Genomic DNA, 14,506 nt, shown 5'->3' with positions numbered 1-14,506 from the left:
CCCCTCTACTCGCCGGTCTTGTAGCCGACGCCGCGGACCGTCAGCACGATGCGCGGGTTCTCCGGGTCCTGCTCGATCTTCGAGCGCAGGCGCTGGACGTGGACGTTGACCAGCCTGGTGTCGGAGGAGTGGCGGTAGCCCCACACCTTCTCCAGCAGCTCCTCGCGGCTGAACACCTGCTTCGGGCGCTGGGCCAGCGCCAGCAGCAGGTCGAACTCCAGGGGGGTCAGCGCGATCTCCTCGCCGCCGCGGGACACCGCGTGGCCGGGGACGTCGATGACCAGGTCGCCGACCTCGATGACCTCGCCGGGCTCGTCGTCCTGGCGGCGCAGGCGCGCGCGGACGCGGGCGACGAGCTCCTTCGGCTTGAACGGCTTGGTGACGTAGTCGTCCGCGCCGGATTCCAGGCCCAGCACCACGTCGACGGTGTCGGTCTTCGCGGTGAGCATGATGATGGGCACCGCGCTTTCCTCGCGGACGTTGCGGCACACGTCGACGCCGCCCATGCCGGGCAGCATGAGGTCCAGCAGGATCAGGTCCGGGTGCTCGCGCGACGCGGCCCCCACCGCTTCCAGCCCATCGCCGACCACGACGGTCTCGAAGCCCTCGCGCTGGAGGACCATGGTCAGCATTTCGGCGATGGCGGGGTCGTCGTCGACGACCAGGATTTTGGCACTCATGCGCCCCATCCTATCCGCCCGGGCGGATCGGCCGTCCGAGGTCCGCGAGGATCCGCTCCGCGAGCCCCTCCGCGGAATCCCCCGCGACGTGCCACGGCGACGCCCAGGATTCCGCGGCGAGGTCCGAATACGCCGCCGCGACCCGGCCCTGCAAACCGCCGTCGCGCTCGTAGGCGTCGCGGACGCGGGCGGCGTCGGAGGCTTCGCGGCGCTCGGCCCGGCGGGCGGCCTCCGCCACCCCCGTGCCCAGGTGCACCTGCAGATCCGGAACCGGCATCGCGTGGCGCCCGAATTCCTGCTCGCGCACCCAATCTACGATCGCCCGGTCGCCGGTGCGTCCCCACGAGTACGCCGCGTTGGAGGCGACGTACCTGTCCAGGACGAGCACGTCGGCCGATTCGGCCGCCGCGATCACCTCGTCGCGCATGTCCCGGCGGTCCAGCGCGAACAGCAGCGCCATCGCCCAGGCGGAATCGGCGACGTCGCCGAGTCGGCCGTGCAGGGCGTCGTCGGCGAAGTCGGCGAACGGGGTGCGGCCGTAGGCGGGGAACCCCAGCTTTGCGACGGACGCGCCGGCGTCGAGAAGCCTCTTTTCCAGGGCCCCCGACAGAGTGTTCTTCCCGGCCCCGTCGATGCCCTCGATGGCGACGATGAAGCCCATCAGTAGCGGTAGTGCTCGGGCTTGTACGGGCCCTCGACGTCGACGCCGATGTACTCGGCCTGCTCCTTGGACAGGGTGGTCAGCGAACCGCCCAGGGCCTCGACGTGGATGCGCGCGACCTTCTCGTCGAGGATCTTGGGCAGGCGGTAAACCTCGTTGCCGTACTCGTCGCCCTTGGTGAACAGCTCGATCTGCGCGATCGTCTGGTCCGCGAAGGACGTCGACATGACGAACGACGGGTGGCCCGTGGCGTTGCCCAGGTTGAGCAGCCGCCCCTCGGACAGGACGATCAGCGACTTGACCTCGCCGTCCTCGTGCTCGAAGCGGTACTCGGCCACCTGCGGCTTGATCTCCACCCGCTCGACGTCGTCGCGGTGGTGCAGCGAGTGCATGTCGATCTCGTTGTCGAAGTGGCCGATGTTGCCCAGCAGGGCGTGGTCCTTCATCTTGCGCATGTGGTCGAAGGTGATGATGCCCATGTTGCCGGTGGCGGTGATGACCACGTCGGCGTCCGCGATGGCCTCGTCGACCGTGACCACCGGGAACCCGTCCATGAGCGCCTGCAGCGCGTTGATCGGGTCGACCTCGGTGACCCGCACGCGGGCGCCCTGGCCGGCCAGCGCCTCGGCGGAGCCCTTGCCCACGTCGCCGTAGCCGCAGACGAGGACGTTCTTGCCGCCCAGCAGCATGTCGGTGCCGCGGTTCAGGCCGTCGAGCAGCGAATGGCGGGTGCCGTACTTGTTGTCGAACTTCGACTTGGTCACCGCATCGTTGACGTTCATGGCCGGGAAGGGCAGCACGCCCTCCTCCGCGAAGTGGTAGAGACGGTGGACGCCCGTGGTGGTCTCCTCGGTCACGCCCTTGACCGCCTCGGCGGTGCGGGTCCACAGATCCGGCTTCTCCGCCAGCACGCGGCGCAGCATGCCCTTGAAGGCCACGAACTCGTCGGAGTCGTCCTCCTCGACGGGCGGGACCACCCCCGCTTCCTCGTACTGGCGGCCGCGGATGACGGCCATCGTCGCGTCGCCGCCGTCGTCGAGGATCATGTTCGGCAGCTCGTCGCCCCAGTCGAAGATGCGCTCCAGGCACCACCAGTACTCGTCGAGGGTCTCGCCCTTCCACGCGAACACCGGCACGCCCTTCGGGTCCTCCGGGGTGCCCTCGGGGCCGACGACGACCGCCGCGGCGGCCTCGTCCTGGGTTGAGAAAATGTTGCACGACGCCCACCGGACCTCGGCGCCCAGGGCGACCAGCGTCTCGATGAGCACCGCCGTCTGAACCGTCATGTGGATGGACCCCGCGATGCGGGCGCCGGCCAGCGGCTGCTCCTCGCGGTACTCCTCGCGCAGGGCCATCAGGCCGGGCATCTCGTGCTCCGCCAGGCGGATCTGGTGGCGACCGGCCTCCGCGAGCGAGACATCTGCGACCTTGTGCTCGATGACAGTCTGGGACATGCGACCTCTTCCGTGTTATTCGCGATATTCGCGCCCGTTCATGTCGCGCCGTCGGCGCGCGATGGGTTGCCCACCAGGCTAGTTGACGGCCTCGGCGAAGTCCTCGACCGCCTCCTGCTCCTCCTCGGTCAGGCCGGGGACCAGAACGTCGAACGTCTCGGCCGCCGCCTCGCGCAGTTCCTCGGGGCAGGCGCCGATCCCCTCCCTTATGAAGGGGTACTCGTCGACGAGCTGGCCGGCGCTGAACGGCGCCCCCGACCAGATCGCCGCGACGGTGGCGGCACCGAGGCCGGCGCGGGCCTCGTCGTCGTCGGCGTCGCCCGCGGCCAGGCGGCAGGCGTCCCGCAGGGCGTCGGCCAGATCATCGTCCTCGAGGGCCGACACCTCCTCGAACAGGTCTATGACGGCATCGCTGCTGAAGATGATGGAATCCCAGGTGGACATTGGCGGTTCTCCTTCGGGTACCGGAACGGGATCTCGCGGCGATCCCACGGTGGCGGGCCATCCCGGCCCCCATACCCCGATGTTCTACCCCACGGGGGCGCGCGACGGCGACCATCGCGGCCCCGATTCACCCGTCCGCCGCCGCCGATTCCTCCCCCGCTCCCCTTTCTTCCACTACCGCTGACATAACGAGTGTGTTAAGTTAACCGCCCAAACGGTGATCGAATCGTTATCTGCTGCGCAATAGTCCAGTTCGCCGCGGGATTCGCCAACCGCTCACGACCGTCATCGACTTTGAAGGGAGACCGGGAACATGCGCTCACGGACCGCGGGCCTCGGGATCGTCGTCATCATGGCGGCCGCGACCGCGGGGTGCTCCGGCGCTTCCGCGATCGACGGCCCCGTCAACGCCGATCCTTCCGCGGGGCAGCTCCCGCGCGTCGCCGACGACTCCGGCCTCGGAGCCGGCGACGGCCCCTCCCGACCCCGGACGTCCGCCCTGAACGAGGCCCCGGACCGCGCCACCACGGTCGCCCCGTCCGCGCCGAAGCCGGGCCGCGGCAACATCGCCGATGACCCGTACCTGCCGCCGCGCGCCGTGATCCCCTCGGATCCGAACGTCCCCCCGGCGCCGCCGTCGTCGCGCCCGTCGACTCCCCCGCCCTCCCCGCCGGAGGATTCGGAGGAGACGGAGCCGACGCGCCCGACCCTGCCCACGCCGAAGCGCCCCAAACCGCTGCTGCCGCCGGGCATCGGCGGGCCGGGCCTGCCGGACTGGAAGTTCGGCGACAAGGGCGAGGAAAAGCCCGGGGAAAAGACGGAGGAGGCCCGTCCGGGCACCCCCGCCGAAACCCAGAAGCCGAAGGAACCGACGGAGCCGACGCAGCCGACCGAAACCACGGAATCTCCGAAGCCCACCGAGTCTCCGAAGCCGTCGAAGCCCGCCAAGCCCGCCGACGCGATCGTGCCGGCCGAGCCGACGCCGGCCGAGACCGAGCCCAAGGAGACCACCGAGTCTCCGAAGCCGACCGGGTCCGGCTCCGCCGAGCCGACCGCGGAGCGGAACTAGACGGGCACGGAGGCCACGAACGCCTCGACGGCCGAGCCGCCGACCGAGCGCAGCACGCGCGGCGCCTCGTCGGCCGGCACCCACGCCGCCCCGCCCGGGGACAGGCGCACCTCGCCGGATTCCGACGACATTTCGGCGGCCCCCTCCACGACGAGGACGATCAGCGCACCGGTTTCCGGCACCTCGACCGAGTCCCCCGCCGGCACGCTCACGCGCCCCAACCGGAATTCCGGGGCGGCGGTCGGATACGTCGACACCGCACCCTCGACGACCGGGCGCACCACCGGGTCCTCCGCCGGGGAGAAGTCCAGCACGCGCAGCAGCTCCACGACGTCGACGTGCTTCGACGTCAGGCCACCGCGCAGGACGTTGTCGGAGTTGGCCATGATCTCCACGCCCATGCCCGACAGGTACGCGTGCAGTTGGCCGGCGCCGAGGTAGATGCCCTCGCCCGGCTCGAGCGTGATGCGGTTGAGCAGCATCGACGCGAGCACGCCCGGGTCCCCCGGGTACCGCGCCGCGATGTCCGCGGTCGTCGCCGCGACCTCGCCGACCCAGCCGCCGCCGGAGTACGCGGCGCAGGCGGCGCGCACGGCCTCGACCAGATCGCCCAGCACCCGGCTGGGCAGGGTCAGCCACGTGGTGAACAGCGCGCGCAGGGCCTCCACCGGGGACGGGGCGTCGAGCATGACCGTGTAGTGGCCGAGCTCGGGGATCGCCAGCTCGTCGAAAAGCTCCTTGGTCCGCTCCACCGGCCGGAAGCCGGCCAGCGCGTGGAAGCGGGTCAGGGCCACGATCAGCTCCGGCTTGTGGTTCGCGTCGCGGTAGTTGCGGTGCGGCGCCGTCGGCGGGATGCCGCGGTCGTTCTCCGCCGCGAAACCGGCCTTCGCCTGCTCCAGCGTCGGGTGCGCCTGCAGCGACAGGGGCTCGGCGGCGGCGAGGATCTTCAGCAGGAACGGCAGCGTGCCGTCCGCAAGCTCCGCCGCCGGGCCGAGGGCCGCCGCCGGATCATCGGCGATGACCTCCGTCAACGGGCGCCCGCCGACGGTCGACGGGGCCAGCGGGTGGGCGCCGAACCACGCCTCCGCCTGCGGCCGAGCCGACGGCGACGATTGCCCCATGAGCTCCGCGATCAAGGTACGCGACCCCCACGGGTACGACTGAATGACCGCGTCGATGCGCTCCATCAGGCCGTCATCCCTCCTCAGGTACATAAGCGGCCGCCGCGGCAACGCGGGCCGCGGTGACGCAGACGTCCACCAACGGGTGGCGGACCTCGACTTCCTCGGCGGGGCATTCCACGCGGGCCCAATCGAAGGGCTCCAGGCGCGCGCGCACGGAGGGCGCGTCGGCCGGGGAAGTCACGGCAATGACGCTCAAGGTTAGCATCCGGCCGCCGTCGGCCGGACCATCGATCAACGGGTCGTGGAAGAGGTCGCCCAACGCGGCCTCCGGCGACGGCGCCAGCGCCACCGACGCGCGCAACATGTCCGACACCGTGGTGCCGTGGGCGGGCACGCCCGCATCCAGCAGCCACGCCGCCGCCAGCTCCGCCACCGTGCGCCACGCGTCGCCCTCGCCGGCGATCACCACCGCGTGCCCGCGCATCCACTCCGCCCACTGGCGGGCCGGGTTGACCAGCAGATCGCGGTCCGGCGCGCAGGCCACCGCCTCGGCGTCGACGGCATCGGCGACGTCGCCGAGCACGGCCGCGGGCCCCAGCGCCGTCACGCGGGCCGCCGTCAGCGCCCCCAGCACGGCACCGAGATAGCCGCAGAAGGACCCCGCGGCGGACAGCGCGGGCCGCGGCACCACGACGGTGCGCGGCGACGCCGCGGCGCGCACGGGCCCCTCCCCGGGATCGATGAGCACCGTGGCCGCGCCGCGGCGGTCGGCTTCGGCGAGTACCTCGGCGATGGGGTCGCCGGGGTCGTCGGTGAGCACGAACACCAGGTCCAGGGCGCCGACGAACCTCGGCAGCGACCGGGCGATGGTGATCGGCGCCCTCGCGTCCGTGGCCAGCGCGATGACGGCCTCCGCCGCCAACCGGGCACGGGATTCGTTGGTGATCAGGACGACGGCGCGGGGCTCCGGGAGGGAATCGAAGAGCCCCTCGGCGGCGGCCGAGGCGGCGGCGCGCAGGTGCGGCCCCTCGGCGGCCGCGATCAACGGCAGGCTATGCGGGTCCATGCCCCCAAGCATGCCGGAAAACCGGTCAGGAGCGGATGATCGACAGGACCTCGTCGACGATGGCGTCGACCTCTTCGCGGGTCGGGGCCTCGACGTTGAGGCGCAGCAGCGGCTCCGTGTTGGACGCGCGGACGTTGAACCACGCCTTCGAGTCCTTCAGGCCGATGGTCAGGCCGTCGACCCAATCGTGCTCGCGGGTGCGCGGGGCGAAGATCTCGGAGATCTTCGCCTGCTTCTCGCGCTGCTCCTCCGCCGAGCCCAGCCGCGAGTTGATCTCGCCGGACTGCTCGTAGCGGTCGAACTCCGCCATGAACTCGCTCAGCGGCTTGTCCTGCTCGGCCAGCGCCGCCAGGACGTGGAGCGCGGCGAGCATGCCGGAATCGGCGTTCCAGAACTCGCGGAAGTAGTAGTGCGCCGAGTGCTCGCCGCCGAACACCGCAGACGTATCCGCCATCTGCGCCTTGATGAACGAGTGCCCCACCCGCGTGCGCACCGGGACGCCGCCGGACTCGATGACCATCTCGGGCACCGCCGCCGAGGTGATCAGGTTGTGGATGATCACCGCTCCCGGGTCGTCGGCCAGGTAGCGGGTGGCGATGAGCGCGCAGATCGCCGACGGCGACACCGGGTCGCCCTTCTCGTCCACCACGAAGCAGCGGTCGGCGTCGCCGTCGAAGGCCAGGCCGATGTCCGCCCCCTGCTCGACGGTGAACTTCTGCAGGTCCACCAGGTTCGCCGGTTCCAGCGGGTTCGCCTCGTGGTTGGGGAAGGTGCCGTCGAGCTCGAAGTACAGCTCGCGGACGTCGCACACGTCGCCGAGCACGGCCGGAGCGGTCAGGCCCGCCATGCCGTTGCCCGCGTCGACCGCGACGGTGAGCCGGCGGCCGCCGGTCAGGTCCACCAGCCCGCGCAGGAATTCCGCGTAGCCCTGCAGGACGTCGCGCTCGGTGATGTCGCCGGCCTCGCCGTCGTATTCGGGGACGCCGGTGACCAGCAGATCCTTGATCTCCGCCAGGCCGGTCTCCTGGCCCACCGGGCGGGCGCCCGCGCGGCACAGCTTGATGCCGTTGTACTCCGCCGGGTTGTGCGAGGCGGTGAACATGGCGCCGGGGCAGGCCAGCGTGCCGGACGCGTAGTACAGCTCATCGGTGGACGTGTGGCCGAGCATCACCACGTCGACGCCCTGCCCCGCCGCGCCTTCCGCGAACGCGCGGGACAGTCCCGGGGAGGAATCGCGCATGTCGTGGCCGATGGCGATGCGCTCCGCCCCCTCGCGGCGCATCAGCAGGCCGAACGCCGCACCGGCGTCGCGCATGAGTTCCTCGTCGATGCCGTCGCCGACCACTCCGCGAACGTCGTAGGCCTTGATCACGGCGTCGATCGCCGCTCGGCTGCGCTTGGTCACTTGTGCCGTCCTCGCTCCTAGATTGCTGCTTACAGGAGCGAAATGTTACCCCTACCCGTCCTCGGGGTCGGGCACCACGTGCAGATGCGCGCGGCCGGAGCGGCGCGACGGGTGGCGGGCGGGGTCGACCTGCGTCCAGCGCGACTCGCCTTCGTCGCGGAGCACGAGGCCGGTGGCGTGGCGCCCCGCCTCGCGGACGGCCTCGGCCAGCGCGGTGAGGTCGTCGTCTTCGGCGGGTTCGGCGGGCAGGTCGTAGCGCACCAGCTCCCAACCGAGCGGTGCGGTGATGGACTGCGCGTGGCGTTCGCACAGGTCCCAGCTATGCGGTTCGCTGGCGGCGGCCAGCGGCCCGACGACGGCGGTGGACTCGGAATACGCGTAGGTCAGGGTGGCGATGGCGGGCTTGCCGCACCCCGGCCTGCAGCAGCGGCGGAATTGACTCACGCCAAAAAGTCTAGACCCTGGGTTGAGGTTTTGGGAGCCCCACCCCCGGAGCGCCTTCGCCGGGCGCGGCGGGGCGGGCCATAGACTTGGCCACCATGAACGTCTCACGTCGCATCGAGCGCCGCGGCCGCGGCCCGCGCGGCCCCCTCCTCCCCCCGGAGGTCCCCCGGTGGCGCAGCCGCACCGAGGCGTTCGACCAGGCGGTCCTCGACGCATACGCCCCGATCGAGGCCCGCTGGCACGACCAGCTCGCCCACCTCGACATCGCCGTGGACACCGTGCCGCTCATGCACCTCCACCCCGGCGCGCTGCTTCCCGACGAAGTCGCCGCCGATGGGCCGATTCCCCTGGGCCGCCTCATCCCCGCCGGCGTGGACCGCCTCGGCCGTCCGACGCGGCCGCGGATCGTGGTGTTCCGCCGGCCCGTCGAAAAGCGCGCGCCCACCATGTCCGACCTGCAGGACGTGCTGCGCAACGTGCTCGCCCGCCTGGTGGCGGTGCACCTGAACATCGACCCGTCCGTGGTGGACCCGGGGTACGACGACGGCTTCTAGGGGAACGAAAAAAGACCCGGCGATGCCGGGTCTTCTCGATTTCGGTCGAATGCGATCCTTTGCATGCGCCGCTACCCGATCTGCTTCTTCAGGCGGCGGCGCTCACGCTCCGACAGACCTCCCCAAATTCCGAATCGCTCGTCGTTCGCCAACGCGAACTCGAGGCATTCGTCGCGGACTCCGCAGGCCCGGCAAATCCGCTTGGCCTCACGGGTGGAACCGCCCTTCTCGGGGAAGAACGCCTCCGGGTCCGTTTGGGCGCACAGCGCCTGCTCCTGCCAATCCTCGTCGACCGCCTCGAAAAGTCCGGTCAGATCTTCGGCCCAATCCACCGGCGGGCGGGGCTGCTCGACTGCCGTCGTCTCGTGCACCTGGGACTCCCCCACGCTCGAATCCCGTCCCACGGCACGTCCGCCGAACACGGTGGACTCATCCATGCGAGGCCTCCTGCCTGGTAAACGGGGTGGAAATTCGGTCACGCGAACCGCGGCGGGAATAAATCTTCCGGGTGGTTAACTCGATTCCATCCGCAATCACACACTTGTGATTACACACGTGGAACCCCGCGAAGGTCAAGCGCTCAGGTTGATTCACCGCGAAAACTCAGGAAGCCGCCTAACGGCGATCCCCCCGGCGTGGGGGATGAAGCCGGGCTTGAGGCTTGCGACCGGGTCACACGTCCGTCGAGAACCGCACCCCACCGTCGGGGAGGACCACCCCGGGCCACACCCGCGCCCCGGAAACGAGTTCACAGCGGGCGCCGATGTCCGCCCCCTCGCCGATGACCGCGTCGCGGATGACGCTGCGCGGGCCGATCGTCGCGCCCGCCGCGATGATCGACCGCTCGATCACCGCGCCGGCGCCGATCTTCGCGCCGTCGAACACGACGGTCTGGTCCAGCCGCGCGCCCGCGCCGATTTCCGCGCCGCGCCCCACGACGGTGCCGCCGTACAGCAGCGCCCCGCCGCCCAGCGACGCCGACTCGTCGACCAGCGACTCGCCGTGGCGCCCCTCCAGCAGCGGCGACGGCGCGATGCCGCGCACCAGGTCGGACGACCCGCGCACGAAATCCGCGGGCGTGCCCATGTCGCGCCAGTAGGCGTAATCGACGTACCCGTACACGCGGCGGCCGTTGTCCAGCAGCGACGGGAAGATCTCCCGCTCGACGCTGATGGTCCGGCCCGCGGGGATCTCGCCGATCAGCTCGCGGCGGAAGACGTAGCAGCCGGCGTTGATCTGGTCGGTCGGCGGGTCCTGGGTCTTTTCCAGGAACTCGAGCACCCGGCCGTCGTCGTCGGTGGGCACGCAGCCGAACGCGCGCGGGTCGGGCACGCGCACCAGGTGCATGGTCACGTCGGCGTTCTTCTCGGCGTGGGTCTTCAGGATCGCGCCCAGGTCCGTGCCGCCCAGGACGTCGCCGTTGAACACCATGGCGGTGCCGTGGCGCAGGCGGTCGTAGACGTTGCGGATGCCGCCGCCGGTGCCCAGCGGCTCGTCCTCCACCACGTATTCGATGTCCAGGCCCAGGTCGGAACCATCGCCGAAGTGATCCTCGAACACCTCCGCCTTGTACGACGTCCCCAGCACCACGTGCGTCATCCCGGCCGCCTTGATGCGACCGAGCAGATGCTCCAGGAACGGCACGCCGGCCGTGGGCAGCATCGGCTTCGGCGTGCCGACGGTCAGCGGCCGCAACCGCGTGCCCTGCCCGCCGACGAGGATGACGGCGTCGGTGTTCGCCGCCAGCTCGGCCGCGTCCGTCGTGGACGTGTCATGGGTGGTCATGGTTGAAGGGTTCCTCCTGGGTTTTCGCTTTACGACGGGACGTCGCAAAGCAATCACTTGTGCCTCGCGTTCAGGGGCGCGGGACTCGAGCCGCCACAGCCTTCTGCCTACGCTTCTTCGCGGCCAAAATGATGGTGCCACGCAGCGAGAGGCCGATTTTCAGCGCCCACCGGATGGGCGCGCGCCATGGGCCGGGCAAACGGTCGGACATGAAGCGGTACGCGGATTCGTGGTGCGCGCGGACGGTGATCTCCGGGTGCGACGACGCGGAATGGCCCTGCGCATGGCGGATGACGGCATCCGGGCAGAACACGTTGCGCCAGCCGGCGCGGCCGAGGCGGTCGCCGAGGTCGACGTCCTCCATGTACATGAAGTAGCGGTCGTCGAATCCGCCGATGGATTCGAATGCCTCCCACTTGAGCAGCAGGCAGGAGCCCGACAGCCAGCCGGCGTCGCGTTCGCGGGACATGTCGGCGTCGTCGCGGTAGCGGCGGGAGAACGGGTTGGACGGCCAGATGTCGGCGAGCAGGGCGTGGCCGATGCCGCCGACCAGGTCCGGCACCGCGCGCGCCGAGGGGTAGGCCGATCCGTCGGTTTCGCGGATCAGCGGGCCGATCGCGCCGGCGCGGGGGTTGCGGGCGGCGCAGTCGAGCATCGCGTCGATGGACCCGGGTTCGAATACGACGTCGGGGTTGACGAGCAGCACGTAGTCGCCGCGGATCCGGCCGGCGTCGCGCATGGTCGCGAGTTCGGCGATGCCGATGTTCGCCGCCTTGCCGTAGCCGACGTTGCCGCCGGTCGGCAGGAACATGACGTCGCCGACGGTGCCCGTGCGGCCTTCTTCTTCGGCGCGGGCGGCTTCGGCTTCGGGGGCGCCGTCCTTCGAGCCGTTGTCGGCCATGACCAGGACGGTGCCCGCGGCGGTCGATCCGGGCAGCGAGTCGACCAGCGCCCGGATGTGCTCCCCCGGCGAGTACGTGACCGTGACGACGCCAAGGGGCCGGCCGGACTCGTCGCCCGCCCCGGTTGCCGCCCGGTTGTTCGCCTGGTTCACGATCGCGCACCTTTCTTTTCGCGTGTCGCCGCGCTCGTCTTTCACGGCATAGACCCTATGACACCGGTCGGCTGGTTCGCCCCCGCCACTCCGGTGGGGGCAGCCGGGGTTGGCGCCCGGCGGGCCGGCTGGGGCGTGGCGCCTGGGCGAAATTTCCGGGAAGGGCGGGGGCGTTCGGCGGCTTGAGCTGCGTTGGTCGTGTTTCCCCCTGCTGTCTTTCCCGCGCGATCCTCCACGCGTGGATTTCCCGTGCCGCCCTCACTGTTCGCCCCTCCCCGAGCGATCTTCACTATTCCCATCTCTTTGAGTGACTCATCTATATCTTCTGTAACTCTGCATCGACTGTTGGCCTCGGGCGCAACATCAGAACAGCGCCATCAAAGCGCCACCGCCCAAAGCGCACCATCAACACCGCCTCCATCGGAACGGCCACATCAGGCGCGACATCAGAACGGCCACATCAGAAGCGCCACATCGGGCACCATCAGAACGGCACCGTGGGGTCCGGCCCCAACGGCCGCGGCGCCTCGGGCACCGACGCCGGCTCCGTGTCATCCTCCGTGCACGGCCACCCATCATCGGCCGCATCGACCACCGCCCGCGCATCCCCGGCCACCACCGGATCGGTCGAATTCAACGGCCCGGCAACAAACTCCTCCATCTCACGCTCATACTTCGCGGTTTGACGGGCATGGTCCCGCAAGGCCGCATCAACCTCGGCCTTCTCCATCGCCTCCCGCGCTTGGGTTTCGGCCCGCATGCGCTTGTCGTTGTCGGCGCGGATGGTCTTCGCCAACCTCGCCGCCCGCTGATCAAAGGTCTGGCGTTTGATGTGGGCGATCGGACCATGCGGCACCGTCGTCGCCTGCGTGGTGCCGGTGTGGTCGCTCCACGTCACCGACGCGTCATCGTGCATCACCGCATGCCAATGCCGGGAGGTCTTCAGGTTGTGGTGGTGCTGGCACAAACACTGCAGGTTCCACGTCGCCGTCACACCCAACCCATTGGCCGCATTGCCGGCGACGAACCCACCGGCATGCTCATGGGCATGGTCGCAGGTGGTGTGGTCGAGGTTGGGGTCGTAGTTGACGACATGATCGATCTGGCACTTATCCGCCGGCACCGAACACCCCGGAAACCGGCACCCACCATCACGGCCCCGCACCCTCGCCTTCTGCGCCTCGGTGGGCACATACCCACCAGTGACCGAATCACCCGACAACCGCACTGAGCTCGCCCGTTCCAACCACTGCTTTGTCACGTAGGTCGGCAACCACCCGGCACCGTCCAACCACAACCGAAGCTCCCCCTCATCGGTGACCCCACCATCGGCATACACATTCAGCGTCACGTTCGCCCCACCATGGTCTCCCCGGCACAGGTGCATCAGCGCATCAGCCAGGGTGCAGGCCTCCCCGGCGTTGAGGCGGGCATCCCGGATGGCGCGGACGGTGGCGTCGAACTCGGCCAACCGATCCTTGCGCAACACCACCTCCACGCACCCGTGATCACCGGGGCAGTCCCGGTCGGCGACGTACCCCTCCGTTACCGGCCCGGGGTCCTCGTCGTCGGGTGGGGTGGAGATCGGTGCGATGTCCTCGACGATGCGGGCCAGGTGCCGGGCGAATACCCGGATGCCGGGAAGCGCCTGGAAGTCCCGCCTGGGCGTGAGGTACTCCAGGAACCGGGTTTCTACTTCTTCGAGGTGGTCGTCGGTGACGGCGATGATGGCGGCGGCGATTTTCACCAGGTGCCCCATCGGCACCACACCGCCAGTGCAGAAGTCGCGGATGCGGGGCATGCGGTGGAGCATCACCCCGACGTCGCAGTACTGCATCGCCCGCACCTTGCCCGCCCCGATGCGGGTGGCGATGGCCGCGGCGTGGGAATCGACGTCCGTGCCACCGTCGGGCGTGCAGGCAATCGCCATGTCCACCTCGGCGATGTTGCGCTCACGGGCCAGGCAGGCCAGAGCATCGTCGTCGTGTTCGGTGACCCACCGCTTGCGCGGCTCGGCCTCATGCCCGGCGGACTTATGCGGCGATGCCCGCTCGGCAGACTGGGGCGACGAAGCCTCTGGTGCGGAGGACTGGCGCGATGCCTCCTGCTGGCCGCCGGCCCCACCATCCCGACCGGCCTGATCGGGCTGGCCTACGGCGTCGGGCGTGTCCCGCCCACCATTGTCGGGTGGATGGGCGTGTTGGTTGCGGTGGTGGTCCGGACAGTTGTGCTCATCGTCGCTTGCATCGAATGGAACATGGTCGAAAGCCATGTCGATTCCCCCACGGTGGCGAAAAGAAACTGGAACTGCAACGTCAACGGGAAATCACGCAGATCCCCCTGTGGAAGCCGGCCCATTATCCCCATCCCGCTTCACCACAGATGATACACGTGTTCGACCGTTATCGCTCGAACATTGCGTCACGGTTTCGCTTCTTTTCGCACCATGAGACACTTTCGCATCACACGGGGCGGTGCACGCGAGGCTCGCACGAATCAGCGACTAGCGACTGGCTCGCACATATCAGCGACTAGCAGCCGACTGGCACGTACTGATTGCCATGTGGGTGGCGGGTTGCGGTTGCCCGCAGGTCGGGAGGGCTCGCGTCCAGGTGGAGGCAGCGCAGTGCGGGGTGCAAAAGGGCGAGGATCGGAGTTGTTGGCGGACCATAGTTGCGGCGCCGCGATTCGGGCCGCAGATTCATCCCACCACCAGGCCCCTCCCCTCCCACGCCGGCACGTCGCAAAGCAGCCGACGAGCAGGCG

Annotated in this window: 14 protein-coding genes; 2 read left to right on the top strand and 12 right to left on the bottom strand. The window is 69.9% G+C overall.

What is annotated here, in order from left to right:
• Window positions 1-5 precede the first annotated feature (5 nt).
• From mtrA to CHAN_RS02705, 4 genes are all read right to left on the bottom strand, one after another.
• The gene (mtrA, locus tag CHAN_RS02720) at window positions 6-680 is read right to left on the bottom strand and encodes an MtrAB system response regulator MtrA (protein ID WP_290291482.1); all 675 of its coding nucleotides are present in this window, start codon (window positions 678-680) and stop codon (window positions 6-8) included.
• Between the two features lie 10 nt (window positions 681-690).
• On the bottom strand, window positions 691-1,341 hold the full coding sequence (locus CHAN_RS02715; protein ID WP_290291479.1) for a dTMP kinase: 651 nt from the start codon (window positions 1,339-1,341) through the stop codon (window positions 691-693).
• Window positions 1,341-2,795, bottom strand: coding sequence for an adenosylhomocysteinase (gene ahcY, locus CHAN_RS02710; RefSeq protein WP_290291476.1), 1,455 nt, complete (start codon window positions 2,793-2,795; stop codon window positions 1,341-1,343). The genes CHAN_RS02715 and ahcY overlap by 1 nt, the downstream gene beginning before the upstream one ends.
• A gap of 78 nt (window positions 2,796-2,873) precedes the next feature.
• On the bottom strand, window positions 2,874-3,239 hold the full coding sequence (locus CHAN_RS02705; protein WP_290291474.1) for a hypothetical protein: 366 nt from the start codon (window positions 3,237-3,239) through the stop codon (window positions 2,874-2,876).
• A gap of 313 nt (window positions 3,240-3,552) precedes the next feature.
• Here CHAN_RS02705 and CHAN_RS02700 point away from each other — a divergent pair, with 313 nt between their 5' ends.
• The gene (locus CHAN_RS02700; RefSeq protein ID WP_290291471.1) at window positions 3,553-4,308 is read left to right on the top strand and encodes a hypothetical protein; all 756 of its coding nucleotides are present in this window, start codon (window positions 3,553-3,555) and stop codon (window positions 4,306-4,308) included.
• Here the strand turns inward: CHAN_RS02700 and manA are convergent.
• Genes manA through CHAN_RS02680 form a run of 4 tightly spaced genes read right to left on the bottom strand, consistent with a single transcriptional unit; the run spans window position 4,305 to window position 8,347 of the window.
• Window positions 4,305-5,495 (bottom strand): mannose-6-phosphate isomerase, class I, encoded by a 1,191-nt coding sequence (manA, locus tag CHAN_RS02695; RefSeq protein ID WP_048743033.1) that lies wholly within the window; start codon window positions 5,493-5,495, stop codon window positions 4,305-4,307. The two genes, CHAN_RS02700 and manA, sit on opposite strands and share 4 nt — an antisense overlap.
• A gap of 7 nt (window positions 5,496-5,502) precedes the next feature.
• On the bottom strand, window positions 5,503-6,498 hold the full coding sequence (locus CHAN_RS02690) for a hypothetical protein (protein ID WP_290291464.1): 996 nt from the start codon (window positions 6,496-6,498) through the stop codon (window positions 5,503-5,505).
• Between the two features lie 25 nt (window positions 6,499-6,523).
• Window positions 6,524-7,903, bottom strand: a complete 1,380-nt coding sequence (locus CHAN_RS02685; RefSeq protein ID WP_048743035.1) for a phosphomannomutase/phosphoglucomutase — start codon at window positions 7,901-7,903, stop codon at window positions 6,524-6,526.
• Between the two features lie 51 nt (window positions 7,904-7,954).
• The gene (locus tag CHAN_RS02680) at window positions 7,955-8,347 is read right to left on the bottom strand and encodes a DUF3499 domain-containing protein (protein WP_048743036.1); all 393 of its coding nucleotides are present in this window, start codon (window positions 8,345-8,347) and stop codon (window positions 7,955-7,957) included.
• A 95-nt stretch (window positions 8,348-8,442) separates the two neighbouring features.
• Here CHAN_RS02680 and CHAN_RS02675 point away from each other — a divergent pair, with 95 nt between their 5' ends.
• Complete coding sequence (locus CHAN_RS02675) at window positions 8,443-8,901, top strand: metallopeptidase family protein (protein ID WP_048743055.1); 459 nt, start codon at window positions 8,443-8,445, stop codon at window positions 8,899-8,901.
• Window positions 8,902-8,972: 71 nt separating this feature from the next.
• Here CHAN_RS02675 and CHAN_RS02670 read toward each other — a convergent pair whose 3' ends face one another.
• The 4 genes from CHAN_RS02670 to CHAN_RS02655 form a co-directional block, all read right to left on the bottom strand.
• A complete protein-coding gene (locus CHAN_RS02670) occupies window positions 8,973-9,338 on the bottom strand; it encodes a WhiB family transcriptional regulator (RefSeq protein WP_048743037.1) in 366 nt (121 codons plus the stop codon).
• 235 nt (window positions 9,339-9,573) lie between these two features.
• Window positions 9,574-10,686 carry a mannose-1-phosphate guanylyltransferase gene (manB, locus tag CHAN_RS02665; protein ID WP_290291454.1) on the bottom strand — a complete coding sequence of 371 codons (1,113 nt, stop codon included), beginning with the start codon at window positions 10,684-10,686 and terminating at the stop codon, window positions 9,574-9,576.
• Window positions 10,687-10,756: 70 nt separating this feature from the next.
• A complete protein-coding gene (locus CHAN_RS02660; protein ID WP_290291452.1) occupies window positions 10,757-11,740 on the bottom strand; it encodes a glycosyltransferase family 2 protein in 984 nt (327 codons plus the stop codon).
• A 484-nt stretch (window positions 11,741-12,224) separates the two neighbouring features.
• The gene (locus tag CHAN_RS02655) at window positions 12,225-14,012 is read right to left on the bottom strand and encodes an HNH endonuclease signature motif containing protein (RefSeq protein WP_290291449.1); all 1,788 of its coding nucleotides are present in this window, start codon (window positions 14,010-14,012) and stop codon (window positions 12,225-12,227) included.
• Between the last annotated feature and the right edge of the window lie 494 nt (window positions 14,013-14,506).

It is taken from the genome of Corynebacterium hansenii (genome assembly GCF_030408795.1).
Lineage (GTDB): Bacteria > Actinomycetota > Actinomycetes > Mycobacteriales > Mycobacteriaceae > Corynebacterium > Corynebacterium hansenii.
Note: the sequence above shows the minus strand (reverse complement) of the source record. Positions and strands in the feature narration are given on the sequence as shown.

What these genes read in the sequence shown, in the direction of transcription:
- manA (WP_048743033.1), bottom strand. Translation starts at nt 5,495, where the DNA reads ATGGAGCGCATCGACGCGGTCATTCAGTCGTACCCGTGGGGGTCGCGT.
- CHAN_RS02690 (WP_290291464.1), bottom strand. Translation starts at nt 6,498, where the DNA reads ATGGACCCGCATAGCCTGCCGTTGATCGCGGCCGCCGAGGGGCCGCAC.
- mtrA (WP_290291482.1), bottom strand. Translation starts at nt 680, where the DNA reads ATGAGTGCCAAAATCCTGGTCGTCGACGACGACCCCGCCATCGCCGAA.
- CHAN_RS02700 (WP_290291471.1), top strand. Translation starts at nt 3,553, where the DNA reads ATGCGCTCACGGACCGCGGGCCTCGGGATCGTCGTCATCATGGCGGCC.
- manB (WP_290291454.1), bottom strand. Translation starts at nt 10,686, where the DNA reads ATGACCACCCATGACACGTCCACGACGGACGCGGCCGAGCTGGCGGCG.
- CHAN_RS02715 (WP_290291479.1), bottom strand. Translation starts at nt 1,341, where the DNA reads ATGGGCTTCATCGTCGCCATCGAGGGCATCGACGGGGCCGGGAAGAAC.
- CHAN_RS02655 (WP_290291449.1), bottom strand. Translation starts at nt 14,012, where the DNA reads ATGGCTTTCGACCATGTTCCATTCGATGCAAGCGACGATGAGCACAAC.
- ahcY (WP_290291476.1), bottom strand. Translation starts at nt 2,795, where the DNA reads ATGTCCCAGACTGTCATCGAGCACAAGGTCGCAGATGTCTCGCTCGCG.
- CHAN_RS02705 (WP_290291474.1), bottom strand. Translation starts at nt 3,239, where the DNA reads ATGTCCACCTGGGATTCCATCATCTTCAGCAGCGATGCCGTCATAGAC.
- CHAN_RS02675 (WP_048743055.1), top strand. Translation starts at nt 8,443, where the DNA reads ATGAACGTCTCACGTCGCATCGAGCGCCGCGGCCGCGGCCCGCGCGGC.
- CHAN_RS02670 (WP_048743037.1), bottom strand. Translation starts at nt 9,338, where the DNA reads ATGGATGAGTCCACCGTGTTCGGCGGACGTGCCGTGGGACGGGATTCG.